At 65.0% G+C, this 23,575-nt stretch carries 20 protein-coding genes; 7 read left to right on the top strand and 13 right to left on the bottom strand.

The annotated features are described in order from the left end of the window. Positions 1-26: 26 nt before the first annotated feature. The 4 genes from APH44_RS00815 to APH44_RS00800 are packed head-to-tail and all read left to right on the top strand — an operon-like array spanning position 27 to position 4,293. Positions 27-959: a TauD/TfdA family dioxygenase gene (locus APH44_RS00815; RefSeq protein WP_054890784.1), complete on the top strand. Its 933-nt coding sequence runs from the start codon at positions 27-29 to the stop codon at positions 957-959. Next, positions 956-2,440 (top strand): AMP-binding protein, encoded by a 1,485-nt coding sequence (locus APH44_RS00810; protein WP_054890783.1) that lies wholly within the window; start codon positions 956-958, stop codon positions 2,438-2,440. Before APH44_RS00815 ends, APH44_RS00810 begins: the two co-directional genes overlap by 4 nt. A 15-nt stretch (positions 2,441-2,455) precedes the next feature. After that, positions 2,456-3,055, top strand: coding sequence for a thermostable hemolysin (locus tag APH44_RS00805; protein WP_054890782.1), 600 nt, complete (start codon positions 2,456-2,458; stop codon positions 3,053-3,055). A gap of 47 nt (positions 3,056-3,102) precedes the next feature. Further along, positions 3,103-4,293 carry a multidrug effflux MFS transporter gene (locus tag APH44_RS00800; RefSeq protein ID WP_054890781.1) on the top strand — a complete coding sequence of 397 codons (1,191 nt, stop codon included), beginning with the start codon at positions 3,103-3,105 and terminating at the stop codon, positions 4,291-4,293. Between the two features lie 106 nt (positions 4,294-4,399). On the opposite strand, the gene APH44_RS00795 is transcribed toward APH44_RS00800, so the two are convergent. The 8 genes from APH44_RS00795 to APH44_RS00760 all read right to left on the bottom strand — a co-directional run bounded on the left by APH44_RS00795 (position 4,400) and on the right by APH44_RS00760 (position 12,330). Continuing rightward, the gene (locus tag APH44_RS00795; protein ID WP_141687472.1) at positions 4,400-4,903 is read right to left on the bottom strand and encodes a GNAT family N-acetyltransferase; all 504 of its coding nucleotides are present in this window, start codon (positions 4,901-4,903) and stop codon (positions 4,400-4,402) included. 73 nt (positions 4,904-4,976) lie between these two features. Then, on the bottom strand, positions 4,977-5,576 hold the full coding sequence (locus APH44_RS00790; protein ID WP_054890780.1) for an NTP transferase domain-containing protein: 600 nt from the start codon (positions 5,574-5,576) through the stop codon (positions 4,977-4,979). Positions 5,577-5,628: 52 nt separating this feature from the next. Beyond that, positions 5,629-6,651, bottom strand: coding sequence for an XdhC family protein (locus APH44_RS00785; protein WP_054890779.1), 1,023 nt, complete (start codon positions 6,649-6,651; stop codon positions 5,629-5,631). Positions 6,652-6,661: 10 nt separating this feature from the next. Then, positions 6,662-8,005 (bottom strand): cytochrome c, encoded by a 1,344-nt coding sequence (locus tag APH44_RS00780; protein WP_054890778.1) that lies wholly within the window; start codon positions 8,003-8,005, stop codon positions 6,662-6,664. Positions 8,006-8,018: 13 nt separating this feature from the next. Further along, positions 8,019-10,268, bottom strand: a complete 2,250-nt coding sequence (locus APH44_RS00775; RefSeq protein ID WP_054890777.1) for a molybdopterin cofactor-binding domain-containing protein — start codon at positions 10,266-10,268, stop codon at positions 8,019-8,021. Continuing rightward, positions 10,268-10,735: a (2Fe-2S)-binding protein gene (locus APH44_RS00770; protein WP_054890890.1), complete on the bottom strand. Its 468-nt coding sequence runs from the start codon at positions 10,733-10,735 to the stop codon at positions 10,268-10,270. The genes APH44_RS00775 and APH44_RS00770 overlap by 1 nt, the downstream gene beginning before the upstream one ends. 330 nt (positions 10,736-11,065) lie before the next feature. Then, positions 11,066-11,395: a hypothetical protein gene (locus APH44_RS00765; protein ID WP_054890776.1), complete on the bottom strand. Its 330-nt coding sequence runs from the start codon at positions 11,393-11,395 to the stop codon at positions 11,066-11,068. Between the two features lie 119 nt (positions 11,396-11,514). Continuing rightward, positions 11,515-12,330: a sulfite exporter TauE/SafE family protein gene (locus tag APH44_RS00760; protein ID WP_216642243.1), complete on the bottom strand. Its 816-nt coding sequence runs from the start codon at positions 12,328-12,330 to the stop codon at positions 11,515-11,517. A gap of 108 nt (positions 12,331-12,438) precedes the next feature. On the opposite strand from APH44_RS00760, the gene APH44_RS00755 reads away from it, so the two are divergent. From APH44_RS00755 to APH44_RS00745, 3 genes are all read left to right on the top strand, one after another. After that, positions 12,439-13,218 (top strand): helix-turn-helix domain-containing protein, encoded by a 780-nt coding sequence (locus tag APH44_RS00755; RefSeq protein WP_054890775.1) that lies wholly within the window; start codon positions 12,439-12,441, stop codon positions 13,216-13,218. A gap of 80 nt (positions 13,219-13,298) precedes the next feature. Then, on the top strand, positions 13,299-14,048 hold the full coding sequence (locus APH44_RS00750; RefSeq protein WP_054890774.1) for a FadR/GntR family transcriptional regulator: 750 nt from the start codon (positions 13,299-13,301) through the stop codon (positions 14,046-14,048). Between the two features lie 166 nt (positions 14,049-14,214). Further along, a complete protein-coding gene (locus APH44_RS00745) occupies positions 14,215-16,269 on the top strand; it encodes a pyridoxamine 5'-phosphate oxidase family protein (protein WP_054890773.1) in 2,055 nt (684 codons plus the stop codon). Positions 16,270-16,523: 254 nt separating this feature from the next. Here the strand turns inward: APH44_RS00745 and APH44_RS00740 are convergent, their stop codons facing one another. The 5 genes from APH44_RS00740 to APH44_RS00720 all read right to left on the bottom strand — a co-directional run bounded on the left by APH44_RS00740 (position 16,524) and on the right by APH44_RS00720 (position 23,479). Then, positions 16,524-18,104 (bottom strand): aldehyde dehydrogenase (NADP(+)), encoded by a 1,581-nt coding sequence (locus APH44_RS00740; protein WP_054890772.1) that lies wholly within the window; start codon positions 18,102-18,104, stop codon positions 16,524-16,526. Between the two features lie 156 nt (positions 18,105-18,260). Continuing rightward, positions 18,261-19,814, bottom strand: a complete 1,554-nt coding sequence (gene garD / locus APH44_RS00735; RefSeq protein ID WP_054890771.1) for a galactarate dehydratase — start codon at positions 19,812-19,814, stop codon at positions 18,261-18,263. A gap of 79 nt (positions 19,815-19,893) precedes the next feature. After that, entirely contained in the window at positions 19,894-21,249 is a 1,356-nt protein-coding gene (locus tag APH44_RS00730; RefSeq protein ID WP_054890770.1) for an MFS transporter, read from the bottom strand. 103 nt (positions 21,250-21,352) lie between these two features. Continuing rightward, positions 21,353-22,264, bottom strand: coding sequence for a 5-dehydro-4-deoxyglucarate dehydratase (gene kdgD / locus APH44_RS00725; RefSeq protein WP_054890769.1), 912 nt, complete (start codon positions 22,262-22,264; stop codon positions 21,353-21,355). Between the two features lie 402 nt (positions 22,265-22,666). Continuing rightward, entirely contained in the window at positions 22,667-23,479 is an 813-nt protein-coding gene (locus tag APH44_RS00720; RefSeq protein ID WP_054890768.1) for a gamma-glutamyl-gamma-aminobutyrate hydrolase family protein, read from the bottom strand. Positions 23,480-23,575 lie beyond the last annotated feature (96 nt).

The raw sequence follows: 23,575 nt of genomic DNA, 5'->3' as shown, positions 1-23,575 counted from the left end.
AATCCATTTCCCAAGGAAGATGTCAGATGTTGGCCCACACTCAAGCTAAAGCTCTACCTTTCTATCGTCATCCCACGCCGTGCTACGGCTTCGAATGTGTCTATGCCGTCGAACCGGGACTGCGCGTCTTCGACTCGATGGACACTGCGGCGCTCTATGAAGACCTGGCCCATAGCGGCGCGGTGATCTACCGCGACTTCAGCGACTTGCTCGAAGACTTCAACGATTTCGTCAGCGCGCATTCCTCCCGGGTCACCTTCGATCCCGCGCGCAAGGCCGCCACGGCCAATACCGCCGAGATCGAAGCAGGCGTTCACGAGATGGGGCTGCACCGGGAGAACGGCAATTTGCCGTTCAACCCGGACCTGCAGTGGTTCTACTGCCTGGAAGCGGCGTCGGTCGGCTCCGAGACCACGTTGTGCGATGGCGAGCGAGTGCTGTTCGACCTGTCGCCGAAAACCCGTAAGAGCTTCGAATCGCGTGCCATTCGCTATGCGCGACGCATTCCCTGGCACAACGTGCGGCGCTTCCTGAGCATCGAGCTGCAATTGCCGATCGACAGCGTCACCGACGAGCACTTGCAACAGGTCAACGACCAGGTGGCCGGCCAGACCTACCGTCGCATCGACCAGAACCTGATCGCCTCCGAATTGGTGATCAGCGCGGTGGAGACCAGCTGCTTCAGCGGTCGCAAGGCCTTCTGCAATTCGATGCTCGGCCCTAGCGTCAACTACGAGCCGCCACGCATCACCTGGGCCGACGGCGAGGAGATCGCCCTTGAAATCTGGGACGAGATCAAGGAAGTCACCGCCCGTAATACCTACAGCCACTTCTGGAAGAAGGGCGACATCGTGGTCATCGACAACACCCGCGTGATGCACGGTCGCCGTCGCCTCGACGATATCAGCCGACGCATCTTCGGTGCCCAGAGCTACCGCATCGGGGGTAACGGCCAATGATCAGCCAGAAAATGCAGCACTACCTGACCACCAGCACTGACCGCGTGGTGATCCGCGAAATGCACGGGCGCGACTACACCCTGCATGGCCTGCGCGATGACGTCGAGCGCCTGGCCCAGGCCCTGCAGGCTCGGGTCGGCAACTGCGAGCGCAAGGTGTTCGGTATCGCGATGCGCTCATGCTACGAGTGGGTGTACACCCTGCTGGCGATCCAGAAGGTCGGTGGTGTGTTGCTGCCGGTGCCCATCGAGTTTTCCGACGATCAGATCGGTAGCCTGCTCGGCAAGGCCGCCGCCGTGTTCGTCAGCGATGAGCCGACCGCCCGGCGCCTGCACCGCATCCTGCCGGACAAGCCGAGCTTCATCCCCCGGCAATTGATGATCCAGTCCACTGACACGCCCTGGGCCCAGGACGACGAACTGATTCCCGCCGGTATCGTCTCGGTGATCCACACCTCGGGTACCACCTCCAAGCCCAAGGGCGTGATGATTCGCGACGCGGCCGTGGGGCTGCTGGTCGACAACGTGATGAAGCGCTTGCCGCAGCAGCCGCTGCACTACTTCTCGATCGTGCCGATGAGCCTGCTGATCGAGCAGGTGCTGGGTGTGTTTATTCCGATCCTGTCCGGTGGCACCCTGACCCTGATGCCCGAGGGCGTCACCGAGTACGGCGCGGCCAGTGGCAATGCCCGTCATTACCTGGAGTTGATCGCACCCAATCACCCCAACTTCCTCTACCTGCCGCCCAAGCTGCTGGAAGAGGCCAACCTGCTGCTTGAGCAGGGTGCGAGTGTCGAGGACCTGTTCGGCCCCACCAATCCGCACATCATCACCGGCGGCGCGAAGATTCCAGCCACGGTGCTCCAGGCCCTGGATGCCCGCGGTGTGCAAGTGTTCGAGGCCTATGGGCTGAGCGAGAACTCCTCGATCATCTCGCTGAACTCGCCTGCAGAGCGGCGCATCGGCTCGGCCGGCAAGCTGCTCGACGGCATCGAGCCCAAGCTGGTCGACGGCGAGTTGCTGGTGAAGACGCCGACCCTCTGCGCGGGTTACTACAACGCCGACGACACGGCCTGCGACCTGTCCGACGGCTACCTGCACACCGGCGATATCGCCGAGTTCCGTGACGGTTTTCTGTACATCACCGGGCGCAAGAAGCACGTGATCATCCTCTCGACGGCACGCAACATTTCGCCTGAGTGGGTCGAGAACGTCTACAAGGAGAGCCCGCTGGTCGACGACATGATCGTCATGGGCGAAGGACGCGACGAGCCGTGCGCCATCATCCTCAGCACTGCGAGCCCTGCCAGCGTGCAGGACGAGATGGCGCGCCTGGAGCACCGCCTTGCGGACTTCGCACGGGTGCGACGCATCCAGGTCGTCGGCGACATCGCAGGGTTTCGTGACCAGTTCTACACGGTCACCGGACGACCGCGGCGCGCCGAGATCGAAGCGCGGTTCATCGATCAACTGTACGCCTAGGACGGGACGTCGCCCATGTACATCGTGCGCAATTTCTACAAGGGTCGCCCCGGCTACCGCTGCCTGCAGGAGGCGGTACGGGGTCATTACCTCAAGCACTACGAGGCAACGCCCGTGCCGCAGCCTGACCTGTTCGTCTGCCTGACCGGTTCCACCGGCGGGGCGCCGGGCTACGCCTGTGCCGGCATCAGCTATGGCGACTCCGGCAAACTGTTCAGTGAGTACTACCTGGACCAAACGCTGGATGAACGCTACGCCATCGACCGCGCGCGTATCGCGGAGATCGGCGCTTTCGCCTCGTTCCAGAGCGGCAGCGGTGCTGGCAAGTATCTGCTCGACAACGTCATCCGCACCCTGGCCCTGCGCAACTTCGGCCTGGTGGTGCTGACCGCGACGCCGCAGGTCCAGCAACTGCTGGCAGCGATTGTCGACAACCTCGACGACCTGGGCCAGGCCGATCCACGCCGGGTCAAGGACCCCAGTGTCAACTGGGGGACCTACTACGACCAGGCACCGCGCGTACTGGTTTCGCGCCTGTCCTCGCCCAGTGCCTGGCTCAAGGCGCCGACACCTTCCATCCCGCCACCGCAGTTCGCCCACCAGGCGTCTGTCTGACCCATGTGCGTGCCGGGCGCTTCGCTGCCCGGCACGCCGGAGATCCTATGCACGCCAACACGCGTTATGAAAACTTCATCGTCTTCCTGGCTCCCCTGGTCAACAGCCTGGGGGGCATCGCCATCGACCTGTATGCGCCGAGCCTGCCGTCCATCGGGCGCGAACTCGGGGCGGGGCCTGCGCTGATGCAGAACACCATTACCATCACGCTGCTGTTCTATGCCCTGGGGCAGCTGTTCTTCGGCGTGATGGCCGACGCGCGCGGGCGGCGACCTGCCGTACTGCTGGGCCTGGGTGTGTTCGTGGTCGGCAGCCTGCTGGCGACCGCCGCGACGTCCATCGAGATGCTGCTGCTGGCGCGTGCGCTGCAGGGCTTTGCCATTGGCGCCTGCCAGGTCGTTGCCCGTGCTGTGCTGGTCGACGTCGTCAAAGGCCCGCGCTTCTACGTCGCGATCATCTACCTCAGCCTGGCGTTCGGCCTGGGGCCCGTCATCGCGCCCTATATCGGTGGGCTGATCGAGGTGCATTTCGGCTGGCGCTACAACTTCGTGCTGTATGCCGCCTATGCCGTCATGGTCCTGGCTTTCGTCGTTGCCGGGCTCAAGGAGTCGCTGCCGGCCAGTGCCCGCCGCGGCGCCTTGCAGACAGTGGTCGGCTATCGGTTCATTCTGGCCGACAGACGCTTCCGTGCTTCGGTGGTGGTACTCGGCGCGAGCTTTTCCGCATTCTTGCTGTGGAACGTGTTCGGGCCGCATATCGTCCAGGATGTGCTCGGCCATGACGCGCATTACTTCGGCACCACGGCGCTGGGGGTGGGGTGCTGCTATCTGGTCGGCACGCTGACCAACCGTGCGCTGGTGCGCATCGTCTCACCCGATACCCTGATGTGGAGTGGGTTGGCGCTGTTTCTGCTCGGGGTGCTGTGCATCGCGGCGGCTGCCGACACCTTGAGCCTGGTGAACATTCTTGCTGGCATCATGCTGATCGCCTTCGGCCAGGGCTTTATCTTCTCCAATGCCATGGCCCGCTCGATGGCACTGTTTCCCGACCGCGCCGGGGTGGCTGCGAGCTTGCAGGGCTGCTTGATGCTGGTGTTCGGTTCGATTGCCTCGGCGACGGTCAGCGGCTTCGGGTTGGAGTCGAACCTGCCGATCGCCGGGGTGTTCGCGGTACTGATGCTGGTATCTTTTTCCGGGATGCTGGGGGCACGGGTGGCGCGCCAGGCGTCCTTGGCCTAGGGGCTTGCACGAGTCGTATAGCGCGCCCGACCAATCCAGTGGCCGGGCCAGCGGACTGTCGAGCCACTGGGCATAGGCCGCAAGCGTTGCCAGCCTCGCGCAACCGTCACCCCAGTGCTTCGTGCTCTTGCTTGTACAGTTGCAGGCCACGGGCCTGATAGTTGGCCAGAGCGGCGGGGTGGTCGAGGCTGCAGGTGTGCACCCAGACCCGCTGCGTGCCGGGCCACTCCCACGCGCTGCGGATGGCCTGGCTGAGCAGCGGGCCGCCGAAGCCCTTGTCAAGAAACTGCGGGGCGAGGCCGAAGTAGCGGATCTCGGCGTTCTCGCCGTCGGGGCGGTGCAGTTCGTAGTAGCCGGCGATGGCGCCACGGTAGTAGGCCACCCAGGTGCGGTGGCAGTCCTGGCCGACAACCGCCAGCCACTGCTCGTCGCTCCAGCTGTTCAGGTCGTTCCAGCCCCAGGCCTTGCCCACCAGTTGGTAGAGGAAACGGTTGAGCTGCGGTTGGACGACTTCGCACTCGACGATCGTCAGGCCATCGGGGACAGGCTTGCTGCGCAGGGCGTGCGCAGAGGTCATTTCCAGGTAGTAGGTGGTCAGCGTGGTGGTCACCGGCGGGGCTCCAGGTCGGGGGCAAGCCCGCTAGCGTACCTGCCAGGACGTGAGGATCAAAGCCTGTCGGCCTTTACTCAAGCCGATGTAGGCGGATATCGGCGGGTGTATCGATATCGCGCAGGATGCCAGGGTCGTCGAGATCCAGCACAAGACAGGCGTGAGGGTTGGCTTCGATGACCGGTCGCCCACCCTGGTCACCGTGCAGGCGGGTGAGGGCCGCCCAGAAATGGCGCCCGAAGATGACCGGATGGCCACGTCGGCCTTGGTAGCACGGCAGGAGGATACGCTCGGCAGCGAGGTGACCGAGCAGGTGTTCGAAGGTGCGTGGTGCGATCCACGGCATATCGCCAAGCAGCACGGCCACGGCCGGGGCATCGATGCTGGCCAGGGCCGTGATGCCGGCCGCGAGGCTCGCTCCCATGCCATCAGCTGCCTGTGCGGCGCGTACGATGTGGACTTGCGCATCGATGCCCAGGGTTTGCGGATCATCGTCGCAGCGCACCACCACATACACCGGGTCGAAACAGGCTTGTACCTGTTTCAAGGTGCTGGCCAGTAGGCCCTGTCCGTCCGCGAGCACGGCCTTGCGCTTGTCGCTGCCAAAGCGCGTGCCGCGTCCGGCGGCGAGCACCAACGCGGCGCAGCGAGCTCTGGCTTGGGGTTCGGTCATGGTGGGTTGTCCGAGTGTGACGGCATGGAAAGCTCGCAAGCATACCGCAGGGTCAGGTGGCAGGCAGGGTCTGTTCACGCGCCTGCTTGGCCTTGGTGACGTTCACTGCACCAGGCAGTTCGACGCCGTTCTTGGCGGCGAGGATCTCGGCCATCACACTCACGGCAATTTCGGCTGGGGTCTTGCTGCCGATGTAGATGCCGATGGGGCCGTGCAGGCGCGCAAGGCTGGCATCGGACTCACCGAAGTGCTCGATCAGCCGCGCGCGACGCTGCTGGCTGTTGCGCCGCGAGCCGATGGCACCGATATAGAAAGCCGGGCCACGCAGCGCTTCGAGCAGGGCCAGGTCGTCGAGCTTGGGGTCGTGGCTGACCGCGACGATGCAGGTGCGCACGTCCGGGGCGAAGTCGCGCACGACATCGTCGGGCATGCCGACCAGGCACTCGACACCGGCCACGTTCCAGCCGTCGATGTACTCGGGCCGAGGGTCGCAGACCGAAACACGAAAACCATTGAACAGGGCCATGGTCGCCAGGTATTCGGCCAGGGCGCCCGCGCCGATCAGCAGCAGTCGATAACCTGGACCCAGGGTGCTTGCCATGTGCTCGCCATCAACGCTGAACTGCTCCGGGGCCGCACTGGGGAGGAGGGTGGCCGCGCCACTGAGCAGGTCGAGCTGACGGCGCACCAGTTGGCCGCTGTCGAGCTGCTCAAGCAGTTGGGCCAGCGACTGCCACGATGGCGAAAACTCCAGAATCAGCTCCAGCGTGCCGCCACAGGGCAGCCCGAAGCGATGGGCCTCGTCGGCGGTAACGCCGTAGCGCACCCGCTGCGGGGTGCTGTCAGGCAGGCCGGGGCCACCGTAGGCGGTGGTGTAGCGGTGGATCAGGTCGTCTTCGATGCAGCCGCCGGAGACGCTGCCGACCACACGCCCGTCGCTGCGCAGGGCCATCATCGAGCCGACCGGGCGTGGCGACGAACCCCAGGTACGGGCGACGGTGGCCAGTAGCACGCGGTGGCCGGCTTGCAGCCAGTCCCGAGCGGTACGCAGGACCAGCAGGTCGATACTTTCCATGGGCGCTCCTTCAACGCATATGCAGCACGATCGGGCTGCTGCTGGCAGGGTCGGTATGTTCACGCAGCTTGGCCACCGCCAGTGCATCGACCGCACCACCGGTATTACCCCAGGTCGTACGGACGAAGCTCAGCACTTCGGCGATCTCCTGGTCCGACATCTGCTCACGCAGCGCGGGCATCCGGTAGGCATCCGGCACCCCGGCGGCGACGATACGCTGCGAACCGTTGAGGGTGATATTGATTGCCGAGGCGTTTTCCTTGGCCAGCATCGAGGTCGCACCGGCCAGTGGCGGAATCCACTCGGCCTGGCCCTGACCGTCCAGGCCATGGCACGACGCGCAGCGGGTCACGTAGCTGTGTGCGCCTGGGGCATCGAGGCGGGTAGCCGCCGATACGGCTTGATACTGCCAGGGGGCGCCGTCGCGCTGGGGGTCGCCCGGCAGCGACTTCAGGTAGCGGGCTATCGCGCCCAGGTCTTCGTCGCTCATGAACTGCGTGGAGTTGTTGAACGCCTCGGTCATCGAACCGTACACCACCGCATGCTTGTTACGACCGGTCTTGAGGAACTGCACGATCTCGGGTTCGCTCCAGCGCCCAAGCCCGGTGTTGTGGTCCTGACGCAGGCTCGGCGCGTACCAGCCGTCGAGCAGGGCTCCGGCGAGAAACGCCTTGCCGGAGTCGTCCAGTGCCTTCTCGTTGAAGGCAAGGCCACGTGGCGTATGGCAACTGCCGCAGTGGCCCGGGCCCTGGACGATATAGGCGCCGCGATTCCACAGGGGGTCTTCGGTGGGCTTTTCAGCGTAGGGCTTGTCGGCGGCGAACAGGCCGTTCCACAAGGCGATCGGCCAGCGCAGGTTCAGCGGCCAGGGAATATCGCTGGGAATATTGGCCTGGTCTGACGGCTGCACGCCCTTCATGAAGAAGGCATAGAGCGCCCTCATGTCGTCATCGCTGAGCTTGGCGTAGGACGGGTAGGGCATGGCCGGGTACAGCCGGCGCCCGCCCGGCGCGACGCCGTGGCGCACGGCGCGGTCGAAGTCGGCGAGGCTGTAGCTGCCGATACCGTTGTTGCGGTCCGGGGTGATGTTGGTGGCATGGATCGCGCCCAAGGGTGTTGCCATTTCCAGGCCGCCGGCGAACGGCGCCTTGCCGGGCAGGCTGTGGCACGCCACGCAGTCGCTCAGGCGCGCGACGTATTCGCCGCGGGCGATCAGCGCCTGGTCGGGGCTTGGGGTTTCCTGCTCGAAGGGCGAGGTGACCTCGCGGGTGACATACCAGGCCAGCAGGCCTGCCGCAACAAGGCACGGCAGCGCGAGCCAGCGGGTGGTGGTTACCAGTCGGCTGTTTTTCATGAGGGCTTCCGTGTCAGGCAAAGGTATGGCGGCTCAGGGGCAGGCTGCGCGCGCGTTGGCCGGTCAGCCGCGCCACGGCGTTGGCCACCGCTGGTGCCACTGCCGGCAGCGGCGGCTCGCCGATGCCACCCATCTTCGCCCCGCTCTCGACGATGCGCACATGCACCCGGGCCATGCGCGATGGCGGCAGGATCGGGTACAGGTCGTAATTGCGCGCACGCGGCATGCCGTTGACCCACACCGCTTCCTCCACCAGCGTCTGCGACAGGCCGAGCGCCACGGCGCCGTTGACCTGATGCTCGACGATCGCCGGGTTGACGATGCTGCCCGGGTCGATCGCCTGCCAGATGTCGTGCACCTTGACCTGGCCGTTCTCGATCGACACTTCGGCAATCACCGCCGCCTCCGAACCGAACGGCGAAGCCATGGCCACGCCGCGGGCACGCTTGGTGCCATCCTCGGCGGTAAATGGCCCGCGTTTCCAGCCACCGGACAATTCGCCGACCGCCTGAAGCAGGGTGGTCAGGCGTTGATTGTCGCGCAACAGGTGCAGGCGCAGCTCGAACGGGTCGTGCCCGCCTTTGTCGGCCAGTTCATCAAGGAACGACTCATAGAAGAAGTCGTTCAGCGAATTACCGACCGAACGCCAGTAGCCCAGCATGGCCGGGCCCTTGACATAGATTTGCGCGATGCGTTTGTTGGCAATGGCATAGGACTTGCCCGCCAGGCCTTCCACGGCAGTGGGGTCGATCTTCTCGCCCTGTTTGCCGGCGATTGCCTCGGTCGGGCCCTCGGTGGCGCTGACCGCTTCGATGGCAACCGGCAGGCCCTTCTCGTCGAGCCCGGCGCGGAACTTGACCACTGCCACGGGCCGCAGCACGTCACGTACGAACTCTTCCTCGCGGGTCCAGATCAGCTTGACCGGGCGCCCGACCGCCTTGGCCAGGGCAATGGCCTGTGGGTAGGGGTTGGCCGAGTCGTACAGGAAGTGGCGCCCGAAGAAGCCGCCCAGGAGCGGCGAATGCAGGATGATCTGTTCCTTGGCAAGGCCAGTGCGCTTGGCGATGTCGTCGCGGAACATGTCCGGGGCCTGGTTGGGCAGCCAGACTTCGAGCGATCCATCGGGATTGAAACGCGCGAGCGCCGACGGTGGTTCGAGCTGACCGTGGTTGAGGTACTGGTTGTGGTAGGTGGCTTCCACCTGGGTCTTGGCCCCCTTGAGCGCAGCCGCCACATCGCCTTCGTTCTCGTCATCGCGCGCCGGGCCGGTTTGTGCGGCCAGGTGATCGCGATAGGCATCGCTGGAGAAATCGGCTGGCATCGTGCGCACCTTTGAATCGGCGCCCGGCTCCTGCCAGTCGACCTGTACCGCCTCCACGGCACGCTTGGCATGCCACCAGCGTTCGGCGACCACCGCCACGGCACCCGGCAGTACGTGCACCGAATGCACGCCCTTCATCGCCTTGACCTGCGCTTCGTTGCGCAGGCCGCCCACGGTCATGCCCAGCCGTGGCGCGTGCTGTACCGCCGCGTGGAGCATGTCGTCGACCTTGAGGTCGATACTGTACTGGGCCTTGCCGGTGGACTTGTCATAGGCATCGACACGGCGTACCGGCTTGCCGATCCAACGGAACTGGCTGGGATCGCGCAGCTTGATGCTCGCCGGATCCGGGACTGGCAGGTCCATGGCGCGCTCGGCCAGGTCGCCATAAGCGACCGAGCGGCCGGAGGCGGCATGCACCACCTTGCCCGGCTCGGTGCTCAGTTCACTGACCGGCACCTTCAGGGTGTCGGCACCGGCCTGCAGCAGCATCGCCCTGGCCAGCGCGCCAAGGCGGCGCATGGTCGGGTAGCTCATGCGCACCGACATGCTGCCGCCAGTGATGCGCAGGCCATTTTCCATCACCACGTAGGCTTCGCCGGGCGGAGCGGCATCGATCAGGAAGCTGGCCGGGTCCATATCCAGTTCTTCGCCGACGATCTGCGCCATGGCGGTGAATGTGCCCTGGCCACCTTCCATGAAGGGGCAGAGCAGGCGCACGGTGCCGTCAGGGCGGATTTCCAGGAATGCCGGCACCTGCGTGCCGCGTTCTGCGGCCACCGCGGTGGCGGCCTGCACCCGGGCCGAGCCAAGCGGCAAGCCAAAGCCGATCACCAGCGCACCGATGGCGCTACCCGCGAGAAAGCGCCGGCGCGAAAGATTGACCGGCTGATCCAGTTTCAGGTCGCGCAGTTCGGACGGGATGTCGATGGGCGAGTTCATCAGACGCTCTCCTTGGCGGCAGGCTGGGCGGCGAGCTCATGCACCGCGGCGTGGATCGCGTTGTAGGTGCCGCAGCGGCACAGGTTGACCATTGCCGCACTGATCTGCTCGTCGCTCGGCGCTGGCGTGTGCTTGAGCAGCGCAGTCGCGGCCATCACCTGGCCAGACTGGCAGTAGCCGCACTGGGCGACCTGATGCTCGACCCAGGCCGCGACCACTCGCTTGCCCACCGGGTCGGCCTCGATCGCTTCGATGGTGGTCACTTCACGGCCAACCACTCCGGCCACCGGCGTGACACAGGCACGCACCACGTTGCCGTCCACCAGCACCGAGCAGGCGCCACATTGGGCCAGGCCGCAGCCATATTTCGTGCCGGTCATGCCCAGGTCATCGCGGATCACCCACAGCAGTGGGGTATCGGCGTCGGCGTCGACCTGATAGGTCTTCTGGTTGATGCGTAGTTCCATGGCGTTCACCCGCTGATCATCGGTTGGTGTTTCGTCGTTATAGGCAGGGCGGTGCGTCGAGGCAGTGCCCTGGGAGGAACGCCGCGCGCGCGCAGGGCGGGTTTCCGATCTGAAAACTCTAGACCTTGGCGGACAGCTTTCCTATCCATCGGGCAGCATGTTCAGAGAATCAGGCAAGAAATCAAGTGGATTGCGCTAGTGGCAGGATCGGGCGGGGGCGTCGCAGCGGAGCTGTCACGCCCACGCTGTAGGGAAAATGCCGGCATCGATATCGGATGTCGGCATCCAGGCCAGTTGAACCAGGGGTTGTTGATGAACCGCCCGCGTTGGTTATCGGCGCGCTACGGCGTGCTGGACGCACTGTTCGTAGTAGGTCTGCTTGATGGCCTTCGGCGGCAGGCGTGAGCTGCTGTTGTAGGTTTGCTCGGTGATGCCGAACGCTGTCATGCGCATCCAGGGTTTGGCGAAGCGCCGCACTTGCAGCTTCTTGCGCGCTGCATAAAGCGTCACGCCGGAGAGCTTGGCGTGCTGCGCCTCCGAGGCGATCTGCGCGCCCCAGCCGCACACGCTGCGATCGTTCTGGCTTAGCGGCCTGGCCTGGGCGCCGAATGCGGTGGCCGCCAACACGCAGCTGGCCAGGGTTGCTAGAAATACCCGCATGTTGCTGTCCTAAGCGTCTGAAGGAAAAGGGAGTTTGCCTTCGCTTTCAGCGCCTGGGGGCCAGCAATTTGCCGTCAGGCGACGGGCAGCCTTGTGGCGCCGCTTATCCGCTGTTTCCCTCAGAGGCCGGTCACCAGCATCACCACCAGCACGCAGGCCAGCAGTGCCAGATAGGCCCGCGCATGCAGGGTATCGCTCAGGCGGCCCAGCAGCGGCGCAGCCAGGTGCATGCCGAGCCAGGCGCCTGCGGCCATTGCCAGTGCCGCACGCAGATCGATATAGCCCAGCAGCCCGGCACCCAGGTTCGCTCCTGGCGCCGGCACCAGGGCATAAACCAGGGTGGCGGCCAGCGCCATGGGCAATGACAGCGGGTTGGCCATGGCTGTGGCGGTGCCCATGCTGGCGCCGCGCCTGCGCATCAGCGGCACGGTCATCACGCTGCCGCCGACCCCCAGCAGCGCTGCCAGTGCGCCGATCGGCAGGCCGACCAAGGCAGCCGCAGCCTTGCCCAGCGGCACCGGACCTTGGTTGCCAACGCGCATGAAACCTGGACGCAGCCACGCATCGAGCAGGCTCAGCAGCAAGTAGCCGATAAACAGCCAACGCAGCCAGGTGCTGTCCAGGTACAGGGCGGCCCAGGCGCCAGCCATTGCCCCGAGGGCGATGGCCGGAGCCAGTGGGCGCACCAGGTCCCAGCGCAACGTGCCGGCGCGCTGGTGCCGCCAAGTGGCCAGGGCGCTGCTGAAGATCATCAGCATGGCCGAGGTGGCCACGGCGATCTGCATGGCGTGCAGCGCCACCGGGGAGCCCGCCGCATGGCGGGTGAGCAGCAATGCATAGAGCAAGGGCACGGCGAAGAAACCGCCGCCGAAGCCGAACAGCAGCGTGGTGACGCCAGCACACAGGCCGAAGACACCGAGCAAGGGGTACAGCATGATCGCCAGCCTTTGTCAGGGGAGTGGAGATGCAGGGTAGGGAGGCGAGGGCTGGCCAGCATTCGAGTGTTGGCCAATAATCCGTGCGTTTCAGCCACGGAGATCCCCATGCGCAATGTGCCGCTGTGCCAGGTCGATGCCACGCCACGTCCGGTGCTGGCGATCGCTACCGATTATCCGCCTGGCACGCTATTGCCACGCCACGTGCACCGGCGTGCGCAGTTCCTCTATGGCATGAGCGGTTTGATGGAAGTACTGACTGACGATGGCGCCTGGGTCGTTCCACCCTACAGCGGTGTGTGGATTCCGTCGGGCAAGCCCCATCAGGTACTGATGCGAGGGGTGAGCACGCGCAGCTTGTACATCGAGGCCGTTGCGGCGCCGAGGCTGGGACAGGCCTGCGAGGCGCTGCTGGTCACGCCGCTGCTGCATCAGTTGCTGCTGGCCAGTGCCGAACTGCCGGCGCTGTACGACCCTCAGGGGCGCGATGGCCAACTGGTCGGCCTGATCCTGCATGAGCTGCGCAGCGCCGAGTGTCTGCCGCTGTTCGCGCCGATGCCAGGGGAGCCGCGCCTGGCGCTCTTGTGCCAGGCGTTTCTCGCGGCGCCTTCGATCAGCACGACGGCCGAGGCCTGGGCGATGCACCTGAACTGGAGCCCGCGGACATTCAGCCGGCGCTTTCGCGAGCAGACCGGGTTGTCGTTCGGACAATGGCGCCAGCAAGCCTGCCTGATGGCAGCCGTCACGCGATTGGCAGCGGGTGAGGCGGTCACCCGGGTTGCCCTCGACCTTGGGTATGACAGCCCCAGTGCGTTTTCCAGCATGTACCGCAGGGTCATGGGCGAGGCGCCCTCGGCGGTTCGGCACAAGGCTTTGGCGGCGAGATGAAAACCCTGGCGGATGTATGTGATCGTACAACTGCATGAGCTATGATGACGGCTGTCTTTTCACGATGAAACCTACAGGGCATGACAGAGCAGCAGCTACAGGCACGGACCCGACGCAAACCGCGCAGTCTGGCGCAGGAATTGGTCACGGTGCTGACCGAACGTATTCGCAGCGGCCAACTCAAGCGTGGCGACAAACTGCCGACCGAATCGCAGATCATGGTCGAGGAGGGCGTCAGCCGCACGGTGGTGCGCGAGGCGATCTCGCGGCTGCAGGCCGCCGGCCAGGTGGAGACCCGCCACGGCATCGGCACCTTCGTGCTCGACGCGCCGAGCACCGGCGGTTTCCGTATCGACCCGGCGACCATCGTCACCCTACGCGAGGTGCTGGCGGTCCTGGAGTTGCGCATCGCCCTGGAGATCGAGTCGGCCGGGCTGGCCGCCCAGCGCCGTAGCGACGAACAACTGACCGGCATGCGTGCTGCGCTCGACGAAATCAACGAAGGCGCCGCGCATGCCTCCGATGCGGTCTCGGCGGATTTCCAGTTCCACCTGCGCATCGCCCAGGCCAGCGGCAATCATTATTTCGCTGACATCATCAATCACCTGGGTACCAGCATCATTCCCCGCACCCGGCTCAATTCGGCGCGCCTGGCCCATGATGACCAGGCCCATTACATGAGCCGCCTGAGCCATGAGCACGAGGCCATCTATGAAGCCATTGCCCGACGCGACAGCGAAGGGGCGAAAATGGCCATGCGCCTGCACCTGAGCAACAGCCGCGAGCGGCTGCGCCAAGCGCATGAGGCGGCAGAAGCACAGGGCGTCTGAAAGGCTTCAATATGCTAAACCCGCCCTCATCGGTGCGTTTGTGGGCGGGGAAAGGCTCGCGACTGTTTCTTGAAGAGAAATAATCAATTGCCACCTGCAGTGATTCTAAGTGTCGGGCGAATGAGTAAGGATTGATACACCCTCACTCAACCGTTCAGGTGCCACCATGAACCAGCCTCCGTCGGACCTCAAGCCCTCTCCCTGGCACGACGGCGAGCTTACGCTGCAACGCAGCGTCGGTGCGGTCGAGCGCATGGTGGGGATTGGCAAGGTGCAGATGTCGCGTGACTTCATGCCCGACCAGCACCGCGAGTTCTATGCCCAACTGCCTTTCGTGGTGCTCGGCAGCGTCGACCCGCACGGCGAACCGTGGGCAACGCTGCGTACCGGCCAGCCCGGTTTCATGCAATCCCCCGATCCGCGCCGGCTGCTGCTGGACCTGCCCCGTGAGCCAGCCGATCCTGCGGATGCCGGGCTGGAGGACGGTGACGGCGTCGGCATGCTCGGCATCGAGTTGCACACCCGCCGACGCAATCGCCTGAACGGCTTCGTGCGCCGGGCAGACGACAGCGGTTTTACCATCGAGCCGACCCAGTCCTATGGCAACTGCCCGCGCTATATCAATCTGCGCCGCTATGTCTTCGATGACAGCGCGCCCGGCGAGCCCAGCGAGTCGACCGAGCTAAACGCAGCAGACCGCGCCATGGTGGCCGCCGCCGACTCCTTCTACGTTGCCTCGTACGTGGTGCGCGATGGCGTGCGCCAGGTGGACGTCTCGCACCGTGGCGGCAAGCCTGGCTTCGTCCACATCGACGTCGACGGCACGCTGAGCGTGCCTGATTTCAATGGCAACCTGTTCTTCAATACTTTGGGCAACATGCTGCTCAACCCCCGTGCCGGGCTGGTGTTCGTCGACATGCGCAGCGGCGACCTGCTGCAGATGACCGGGCGCACCGAAGTGATCGTCGACGATCCACAGACACTCGCCTTCATCGGCGCCGAGCGCATGTGGCGGTTCTACCCCGAGCGGATCGTGCGCCGACCGGGAGGGCTGGCGCTGCGCTGGGTCGACATGGATGACGGCATCTCGCCCAATGTGTTGATGACCGGCAGTTGGGAAGACATGCAGGCGCGCCTGGAGGCCGCGGCATTGCAGCAAAGTTGGCGTCCGTACCGGGTAACGCAGATCGTCGACGAGAGCGAGCACATCCGTTCGTTCCACCTGGCGCCCGACGATGGTCTGGGCTTGCCGGTGCGCCAGGCGGGGCAGCACCTGCCGATCCGGGTACGGTTGCCTGGAGAGCAGGCGCCGTTGGTGCGCACCTACACCCTGTCTGGCGCGCCGGCCGATGATGCACTGCGCATCAGCGTCAAGCGCGAGGGTGTGGTCTCTCGGCACCTGCATGAGCAGGTCAGGATCGGCGACCTGATCGAGGCGCGTGCGCCGGCCGGAGCCTTCACCCTCGATGCGACGGTGCGCCGTCCGGTAGTCTTGCTGGCCGCGGGCGTAGGGGTGACCCCCGTCTTGGCCATGGCCAGGCACCTGGTCAATGAGGGGCGGCGTACACGCTACGCCCGACCGGCCTGGGTGTTTCAATCGGCCTCGACCCGGGCACAACTGGCCTTTGCCAGCGAATTTGCAGCGCTGGTGACTGGCTCCGAGGGCAAGCTCAGGCATGTGCGCCTGCTCAGCGACGCCAGCGGTGCGGTAGCAGGCGTGGATTATGAGCGCGAAGGGCGTCTGGGCGTCGACCTGTTGCGCGAGCTGCTGCCGTTCGACGACTACGACTTCTACCTGTGCGGGCCGCAGGGGTTCATGCAGCAGATGTACGACGGCCTGCGCGCACTGGATATCAACGATGCACGGATCCACGCCGAGGCCTTCGGCCCATCGAGCCTGCGCCGCACGCGCAGCGAACAGCAGGCAGCGCCGGCCTTGCCGGCGGTGGCCACTGAGTCGGTTGCGGTGATGTTCATGGACTCGGCGAAAGAGGCGCGCTGGAACCCGGGGGATGGCTCGCTGCTGGAACTGGCCGAGCAGCGTGGTCTCGAGCCACCTTTTGGCTGCCGTGGCGGGTCATGCGGAAGTTGTCGGACCCGTGTGCTCAAGGGGGCGGTCACCTATGCCGAGGCACCGGAGTTCGCCGTGGCGCAGGACGAGGCGTTGATCTGCTGCGCCATGCCGGCTGACGGATCCGGGCCCTTGCACCTGGCGTTGTGATAGCAAGCTGTCTCTTTGTCCTTGTAGGAGCAACTGTCTTGCTCAAAATCTAAAGACCAGCCCAATCCCTGTGAGGGCAACTGTCTTGTTCAAAATCTAAAGACCAGCCCAATCCCTGTGGGGGCAACTGTCTTGCTCAAAATCTAGAAGCCAGCCCAATCCCTGTGGGAGCGGGCTTGCCCGCGAACACGGGCGTAGCCCGTGCCAGGCAGCGCGCTATCTTTTTCGCGGGCAAGCCCGCTCCTACAAGCGCGTCAGAGCGCGCGGTCGCTCCACTGACCATTGACCAGGCGTCGCAGCCCCAGTGGGTTGCCGTCCTGCAGGGCCTTCGGCAGCAAGGCCTGCGGGTAGTTCTGGTAGCACACCGGACGCAGGAAGCGATCGATGGCCAGGGTGCCGACCGAAGTACCGCGGGCGTCGGAGGTGGCCGGGTAGGGGCCGCCGTGCACCATGGCATCGCTCACTTCCACACCGGTCGGGTAGCCGTTGACCAGAATCCGTCCGACTTTTTCTTCCAGCAGCGGCACCAGCCAGGCATAGGCCTCGAAGTCTTCAGGTTCGCCGATCAGGGTGGCCGTGAGCTGGCCGCGCAGGCCCAGCAGCGCGGCGCGCAACTGAGCATCGTCACTGACTTCGACCGCCACGGTGGTGGGGCCGAACACTTCTTCCTGCAGCAGCGGGTCGGCGTCCACCAGCAGGCGCGCGTCGGCCTTGAACAGCTGGGCGCGGGCCTGGCTGCCTACCTGCGCCTGGCCGGCCAGGTGCTCGATGCCGACGTGCGCTTGCAGGTGTTCCAGCCCGCTCACATAACTGCGCAGGCCCCCGGCATTGAGCAGGGTCTGCCCAGCCTGCTGCGCCAGGTGCTGGCCGAGGTCGGCGAGCAACTGGCTGAACGGCGCCGACTGCAGGCCGATCACCAGCCCTGGGTTGGTACAGAACTGACCGGCGCCCAGGCACACGGAGCCTGCCAGTTCACGGGCGATGGTCTCGCCGCGTTTGGCCAATGCGCCAGGCAGCACGATCACCGGGTTGATGCTCGACATCTCGGCGAATACCGGGATCGGCTGTGGACGTTCGGCGGCCATGCGGCACAGGGCGTCGCCGCCCTTGAGCGAGCCGGTGAAGCCGACCGCCTGGATGGCCGGGTGCTTGACCAGCCACTCGCCCACACCGCCGCCGAAGACCATGTTGAACACGCCCTTGGGCATGCCGGTGCGTTCGGCGGCACGGACGATGGCGCAACCCACCAGGTCGGCGGTGGCCATGTGGCCGCTGTGCGCCTTGAACACCACCGGACAGCCGGCGGCCAGCGCAGCTGCGGTGTCGCCGCCTGCGGTGGAAAAGGCCAGCGGGAAGTTGCTGGCACCGAACACCGCCACCGGGCCTACGCCGATGCGCATCTGGCGCAGGTCGACCCGTGGCAGGGGTTGACGGTCCGGCAGCGCGAGGTCGATACGGGCACCGAGGAAATCACCCCGGCGCAGCACTTGGGCGAACAGGCGCATTTGCCCGCTGGTACGGCCGCGCTCGCCCTGAATGCGTGCAGCGGGCAAGGCGGTTTCGCGGCAAACGATAGCGACGAAGCTGTCGTCCAGCTCATCCAGCTCGGCGGCAATGGCGTCGAGGAACTCGGCGCGACGGGCTGGCGGCAACTGGCGGAACTCGGCGAAGGCGGCGGCAGCGGCTTTGGCGGCTTGATCGACTTCGTCTTCGGTAGCTTGCATGAAGCTGTAGGGCAGGGCCTCGCCCGTGGTGGCGTCCAGGCTCTGCAGGCGCTGCTGGCCGGCGGCACTGCGCTGGCCGGCGATGAAGTTGTGGCCGAGGATCTCAGGCATGGGGTGCTCCTGTAGTCGCTGAAGGAATAATGTTGTCTGGGCGGGTTCGCTTGCCCCCCAGTGGGAGCGGGTTCACCCGCGAAGCAGACGACTCGGTGTATGGCACCGGCGGCGCCGGTGTTCGCGGGTAAACCCGCTCCCACAGAGAGAACGCTGTCAGGTAATCGGTGCCGGGTTGAACAGGGTGATGTCGTTGTGCAGCTTGTGCCGCTCGGCCCAGGTCTGCTTGCGGCCACTGGCAACGTCCAGGTAGTAGTGGAACAGCTCCCAGCCCAGCTCTTCGATGCTTGCTCGACCGCTGGCGATGCGCCCGGCATCGATGTCGATCAGGTCGGGCCAGCGCTGGGCCAGTTCGCTGCGGGTGCAGACCTTGACCACGGGGGCCATGGCCAGCCCGTAAGGTGTGCCGCGACCCGTGGTGAACACGTGCAGGTTCATTCCCGCTGCCAGTTGCAGGGTGCCGCAGACGAAGTCGCTGGCCGGCGTCGCGCAGAAGATCAGGCCTTTGCGTGCGACGCGCTCGCCTGGGCCGACCACGCCCTGGATCGCAGCGCTGCCGGACTTGACGATCGAGCCCAGGGACTTTTCGACGATGTTCGAGAGCCCGCCTTTCTTGTTGCCCGGCGTGGTGTTGGCGCTGCGGTCGGCTGCACCCTGTTGCAGGTAGCGGTCGTACCAGTCCATTTCGCGTACCAGCGCTTCGGCCACTTCCGGGGTTTCGGCGCGGGAGGTGAGCATGTAGATGGCATCGCGGACCTCGGTGACCTCCGAAAACATCACCGTGGCACCGGCGCGCACCAGCAGGTCGGCGGCATAGCCCAGCGCCGGATTGGCGGTGATGCCCGAGAAAGCGTCGCTGCCGCCGCACTGCATGCCCAGGATCAGCTCACTGGCCGGCACCGTTTCGCGACGGCGCTGGTCGAGCTTCTTCAAGCGGGTTTCAGCCAGCTGCATGATCTGTTCGATCATCTCGACGAAACCCAGCGAAGCGTCCTGCAGGCGATACAACCAGGGCTCGCTGAGGTCCACGGACGGGTCGTCTTCGTGCATCACCTGGCCGGCCTGCAGCTTTTCGCAACCCAGGCTGATGACCAGGGCTTCGCCGCCCAGGTTGGGGTTGCGCGCCAGGTTGCGCACGGTGCGGATGGGGATATAGGCGTCACGCGCATTGATCGCCACGCCACAGCCGTAGCTGTGGGTGAGGGCGACCACGTCATCGACGTTGGGGTACTTGGGCAGCAGCTCGTCGCGGATGCGTTTGACCGCATGGTCGAGCACGCCGGTCACGCATTGCACGGTGGTGGTGATGCCGAGGATGTTGCGGGTACCGACGGTGCCGTCGGCGTTGCGATAGCCTTCGAAGGTAAAGCCTTCAAGTGGTGGCAGGGCCGCGGGCACTGCGTCGCAGCGCGGCAGGCTGTCGAGTTCGGGGGCGGCGGGCATCGATAACTGGGTTTCCTGAACCCAGCTGCCCTGACGCAGGTCTTGCAGGGCATAACCGATGATCTGTCCATAGCGGCGTACAGGCTCGCCCTTGTGGATATCGACGGTGGCGACCTTGTGGCTTTGCGGCACGCCCTCGACCAGGGTCAGGCCATCGGCGAAGCGCGCACCTTCGCCCAGGCCACCGTCATTGACCACCACCACGACATTGTCGTCATCGTGCAGGCGGACGTAGCGGGGCGACTCGGAATGTTCGATCAACTGCATGGTCAGGCCCTTCTTGTCATTTCTTTCAGGCTTTTATCCGGCTACCGACGCCCGCTGCGGGGCGTCGGCGTGCTTCAGGTCACTGGCGCGAGCCGGCCAGTTCGGCGTTCGGCGCCGCTTGCGGCCCGGCTTCTTCCTTGAGCTCGATGCGCTTGATCGGGCCGACGATCACCAGGTAGCTGAATACCGCTACCAGCGCATTGGCGCCCACGTACACCAGCGCCCATTTGAACGAGCCGGTGGCGCTGATGATGTAGCCGATGACGATCGGCGTGGTGATCGACGCGATGTTGCCGAAGGTGTTGAACAGGCCACCCGAGAGCCCCGCGATCTGTTTGGGCGAGGTGTCGGCGACCACGGCCCAGCCCAGGGCGCCGATGCCTTTGCCGAAGAAGGCCAGGGTCATGAAGCCGACCACCATCCACTCGGCGTCGACGTAGTTGCAGAAGACCATGGTGGTCGACAGCAACAGGCCGCAGACGATGGGCAGCTTGCGCGAGAAGGTCAGCGAGTTGCCGCGGCGCAGCAGCCAGTCCGACAGCACCCCGCCCAGCACCCCACCGATGAAGCCGCAGATGGCCGGCAAGGAGGCGATGAAGCCGGCCTTGAGGATGGTCATGCCACGCTCCTGCACCAGGTACACCGGGAACCAGGTCAGGAAGAAGTAGGTGATGGCGTTGATGCAGTACTGGCCCAGGTACACGCCCAGCAGCATGCGGCTGGTCAGCAGTTGCTTGATGTAGCCCCATTTCGGGCCGTCGTTGCTGCGTTTCTGGTCCATGTCCACCAGGCCGCCGTTCTGCTCGATGTGCTCGAGTTCGGCCTGGCTGATGCGTGGGTGCTGGCGAGGGTTGTAGATGGTCTTCATCCATACCATCGAGAACAGGATGCCAAGGGCGCCCATGACCACGAACACATGCTCCCAGCCGAAGGTGAACACGATCCAGCCCATCAGCGGTGCGAACAGCGCGGTGGCGAAGTACTGCGCCGAGTTGAAGATCGCCGAAGCGGTGCCGCGTTCGGCGGTGGGGAACCAGGCCGCAACGATCCGGGCATTGCCCGGGAACGACGGGGCTTCGGCGAAACCGACCAGAAAGCGCAGGGTGAACAGGGTGACGACCGCCCAGGCCACCGGCAGGCCGCCGACAAAACCTTGCAGCAAGGTGAACAGCGACCAGGTGAAGATGCTGAATGCGTAGACGTTCTTCGAACCGAAGCGGTCGAGCAACCAGCCGCCGGGAATCTGCCCGGCCACGTAGGCCCAGCCGAAGGCGGAGAAGATGTAACCGAGGGTGACCGCGTCGATGCCCAGATCCTTCTGCAGGCTTGAACCGGCGATGGCGATGGTGGCGCGGTCGGCATAGTTGATCGTGGTCACCAGGAACAGCATGAACAGGATCAGGTAGCGTACATGCGTCTTTTTCGTCGCTTGCATGCTGGTGTTCTCCCACTATTTATTGTTGTGCGGGGCATTCGGATTGTGGGCCGGAGCGCGGGTGGCACTCCGGCAGCGGCATTGGCAGGCCGCGGGGCTGCGCTTATTGCGGGCCCATCTTGTCCATCAGGGCGGCGAGCATTTCATACTCTTCGCCGGTGAGGTCGGTCAGCGGGGTGCGTACCGGGCCTGCATCGTAGCCAGCAAGCTTGGCGCCGGCCTTGACGATGCTCACGGCGTAACCGGCCTTGCGGTTGCGGATGTCCAGGTATGGCAGGAAGAAGTCATCGATCAACTTGCCGACCGTGGCGTGGTCGTCGCGGGCGATGGCGTTGTAGAAGTCCATTGCGGTCTTGGGGACGAAGTTGAACACGGCCGAGGAGTAGACCGGCACGCCCAGCGCCTTGTAAGCCGCAGCATACACCTCGGCGGTCGGCAGGCCACCCAGGTAGCTGAAGCGATCGCCCAGGCGGCGACGAATCGACACCATCAGCTCGATATCACCCAGGCCATCCTTGTAGCCGATCAGGTTCGGGCAGCGCTCAGCCAGTTTTTCGAGCTGTGCAGCGTTCAGGCGGCAGACGTTGCGGTTGTAGACCACCACACCGATCTTCACCGAATTGCACACGGCCTCAACGTGGGCGGCTACGCCGTCCTGGCTGGCTTCGGTGAGGTAGTGCGGCAGCAGCAGCAGACCTTTGGCACCCAGGCGCTCGGCTTCCTGGGCGTACTCGATGGCCTGGCGGGTAGCACCGCCCACGCCAGCCAGGATTGGTACGGAGGTGGCGCAGGTATCGACGGCGGTCTTGATCACCTGGCTGTATTCGCTGGCAGCAAGGGAAAAGAATTCACCGGTGCCACCGGCGGCGAACAGTGCGCTGGCACCATAGGGGGCCAGCCATTCCAGGCGCTTGATGTAGCCGGCGGGGTTGAAGTCGCCCTGGGCGTTGAAGTCGGTGACAGGGAACGACAGCAGGCCGTGGGAGAGGATGGATTTCAGTTCTTGTGGATTCATTGTTGTAGGCATCCTGTGGGCGCTTGGGTAAGAAGGTGTACCAAGATGAGAGGTAAGTTATCGTACAACTTGTACGATGACTAGCCCTGCCCGAGAAATTTTTGCAGCGATGCCTATCCGCTGGGCCCTGTCGCGGTGAGCGGCAGCTGCCGGCGGATCACCTGGAACTGCGCTTTTGTGGGAGCGGGCTCGTCCCGCGATAGCGCCGCAACAGCCAACCGAAACGGCCGATCGTGCACTGCGGTCGATCAGTCATCGTATGTCTTCAGGAAAAAAAGATCGCGGAGACAGGCACAAGCCCGCCGCCCGCTTCCACGGGAGGTGTTCTGGGACCAGCAGAGGGTGACCGGGGAAGCGGGGGCGACCTTGCGCCGCCCCGCGATCAAAGCTAACGAAGAGGGGTCAGGCCGCCTGGTGGCGTTTGCTGGCCTGGGACTTGCGGACCTGGGCGCGACAAGCGTCGCCGAAGGCTTGGAACATCTTGATCGAATCCGGGTTTTTCGCTGCTTGCCACTCGGGGTGCCACTGCACCGCGAACAGGAAGGGCGAAATGCTCGGTGCATGAATGGCCTCGACCAGGCCATCTTCGGCGTGGGCGATCGGCTCGATGCCTTCACCCAGGTTGCGCAGGCCCTGACCGTGCAGCGAGTTCACGCGGATCTCGTCGGTGCCCAGGGTTTCGCGCAGCCAACTGCCGGGTTTGATCTTCACCCCGTGGGAGGCGGCGTACTGCACATCGACCGGGTCTTCAGGGTTTTCGCGATGGTCGTTGAAGCCTGGTTCGGCGTAGACCTTCTGGTAGATGTCACCACCCAGGGCTACGTTGATTTCCTGCATGCCACGACAGATGCCGAAGATCGGCAGGCCGCGGGCGATAGCCAGTTGCACCAGAGGGATGTCGAACAGGTCGCGATCCTTGTCCTGGGCCTTGCCAGGGGTTTCGTTCTCCTGGCCATAGAGAGCCGGATCGATATTGCTGCCGGCGCCGGTCAGGTAGATGCCGTCGGCCATGTCCAGGTATGCCTCGAGGGCGTCGGTGCCGCAGCAGGTCGGGACCAGGACCGGAACGCAGTCGGCGAAATCGACCAGCGGGGTGATGTATTTATGGGTCATGACCTGGTAGTCGTGACCTTTGCGCTCTTGGCTGCCCATGGTCATCAGGACGATGGGTTTGCGCAGGGAGGGTTGCTTGTTGCCAATGTTGCTGTTGGACATATGTCACCTTGGGACAGGTTTTACCTGTCGTTGTTGTGCAGGTCCGCGGCCTTGGGCCCTTGATGCGTGACCTGTGGTCCCGAGCACTGCCGGCGC

It is taken from the genome of Pseudomonas sp. NBRC 111143, assembly GCF_001320965.1.
GTDB lineage: Bacteria > Pseudomonadota > Gammaproteobacteria > Pseudomonadales > Pseudomonadaceae > Aquipseudomonas > Aquipseudomonas machongensis.
The sequence above is the reverse complement of the archived record's forward strand: the minus strand, read 5'-3'. Positions and strand labels throughout refer to the sequence as shown.

What these genes read in the sequence shown, in the direction of transcription:
- APH44_RS00815 (WP_054890784.1), top strand. Translation starts at nt 27, where the DNA reads ATGTTGGCCCACACTCAAGCTAAAGCTCTACCTTTCTATCGTCATCCC.
- APH44_RS00810 (WP_054890783.1), top strand. Translation starts at nt 956, where the DNA reads ATGATCAGCCAGAAAATGCAGCACTACCTGACCACCAGCACTGACCGC.
- APH44_RS00805 (WP_054890782.1), top strand. Translation starts at nt 2,456, where the DNA reads ATGTACATCGTGCGCAATTTCTACAAGGGTCGCCCCGGCTACCGCTGC.
- APH44_RS00800 (WP_054890781.1), top strand. Translation starts at nt 3,103, where the DNA reads ATGCACGCCAACACGCGTTATGAAAACTTCATCGTCTTCCTGGCTCCC.
- APH44_RS00790 (WP_054890780.1), bottom strand. Translation starts at nt 5,576, where the DNA reads ATGACCGAACCCCAAGCCAGAGCTCGCTGCGCCGCGTTGGTGCTCGCC.
- APH44_RS00785 (WP_054890779.1), bottom strand. Translation starts at nt 6,651, where the DNA reads ATGGAAAGTATCGACCTGCTGGTCCTGCGTACCGCTCGGGACTGGCTG.
- APH44_RS00780 (WP_054890778.1), bottom strand. Translation starts at nt 8,005, where the DNA reads ATGAAAAACAGCCGACTGGTAACCACCACCCGCTGGCTCGCGCTGCCG.
- APH44_RS00775 (WP_054890777.1), bottom strand. Translation starts at nt 10,268, where the DNA reads ATGAACTCGCCCATCGACATCCCGTCCGAACTGCGCGACCTGAAACTG.
- APH44_RS00770 (WP_054890890.1), bottom strand. Translation starts at nt 10,735, where the DNA reads ATGGAACTACGCATCAACCAGAAGACCTATCAGGTCGACGCCGACGCC.
- APH44_RS00765 (WP_054890776.1), bottom strand. Translation starts at nt 11,395, where the DNA reads ATGCGGGTATTTCTAGCAACCCTGGCCAGCTGCGTGTTGGCGGCCACC.
- APH44_RS00760 (WP_216642243.1), bottom strand. Translation starts at nt 12,330, where the DNA reads ATGCTGTACCCCTTGCTCGGTGTCTTCGGCCTGTGTGCTGGCGTCACC.
- APH44_RS00755 (WP_054890775.1), top strand. Translation starts at nt 12,439, where the DNA reads ATGCGCAATGTGCCGCTGTGCCAGGTCGATGCCACGCCACGTCCGGTG.
- APH44_RS00750 (WP_054890774.1), top strand. Translation starts at nt 13,299, where the DNA reads ATGACAGAGCAGCAGCTACAGGCACGGACCCGACGCAAACCGCGCAGT.
- APH44_RS00745 (WP_054890773.1), top strand. Translation starts at nt 14,215, where the DNA reads ATGAACCAGCCTCCGTCGGACCTCAAGCCCTCTCCCTGGCACGACGGC.
- APH44_RS00740 (WP_054890772.1), bottom strand. Translation starts at nt 18,104, where the DNA reads ATGCCTGAGATCCTCGGCCACAACTTCATCGCCGGCCAGCGCAGTGCC.
- garD (WP_054890771.1), bottom strand. Translation starts at nt 19,814, where the DNA reads ATGCAGTTGATCGAACATTCCGAGTCGCCCCGCTACGTCCGCCTGCAC.
- APH44_RS00730 (WP_054890770.1), bottom strand. Translation starts at nt 21,249, where the DNA reads ATGCAAGCGACGAAAAAGACGCATGTACGCTACCTGATCCTGTTCATG.
- kdgD (WP_054890769.1), bottom strand. Translation starts at nt 22,264, where the DNA reads ATGAATCCACAAGAACTGAAATCCATCCTCTCCCACGGCCTGCTGTCG.
- APH44_RS00720 (WP_054890768.1), bottom strand. Translation starts at nt 23,479, where the DNA reads ATGTCCAACAGCAACATTGGCAACAAGCAACCCTCCCTGCGCAAACCC.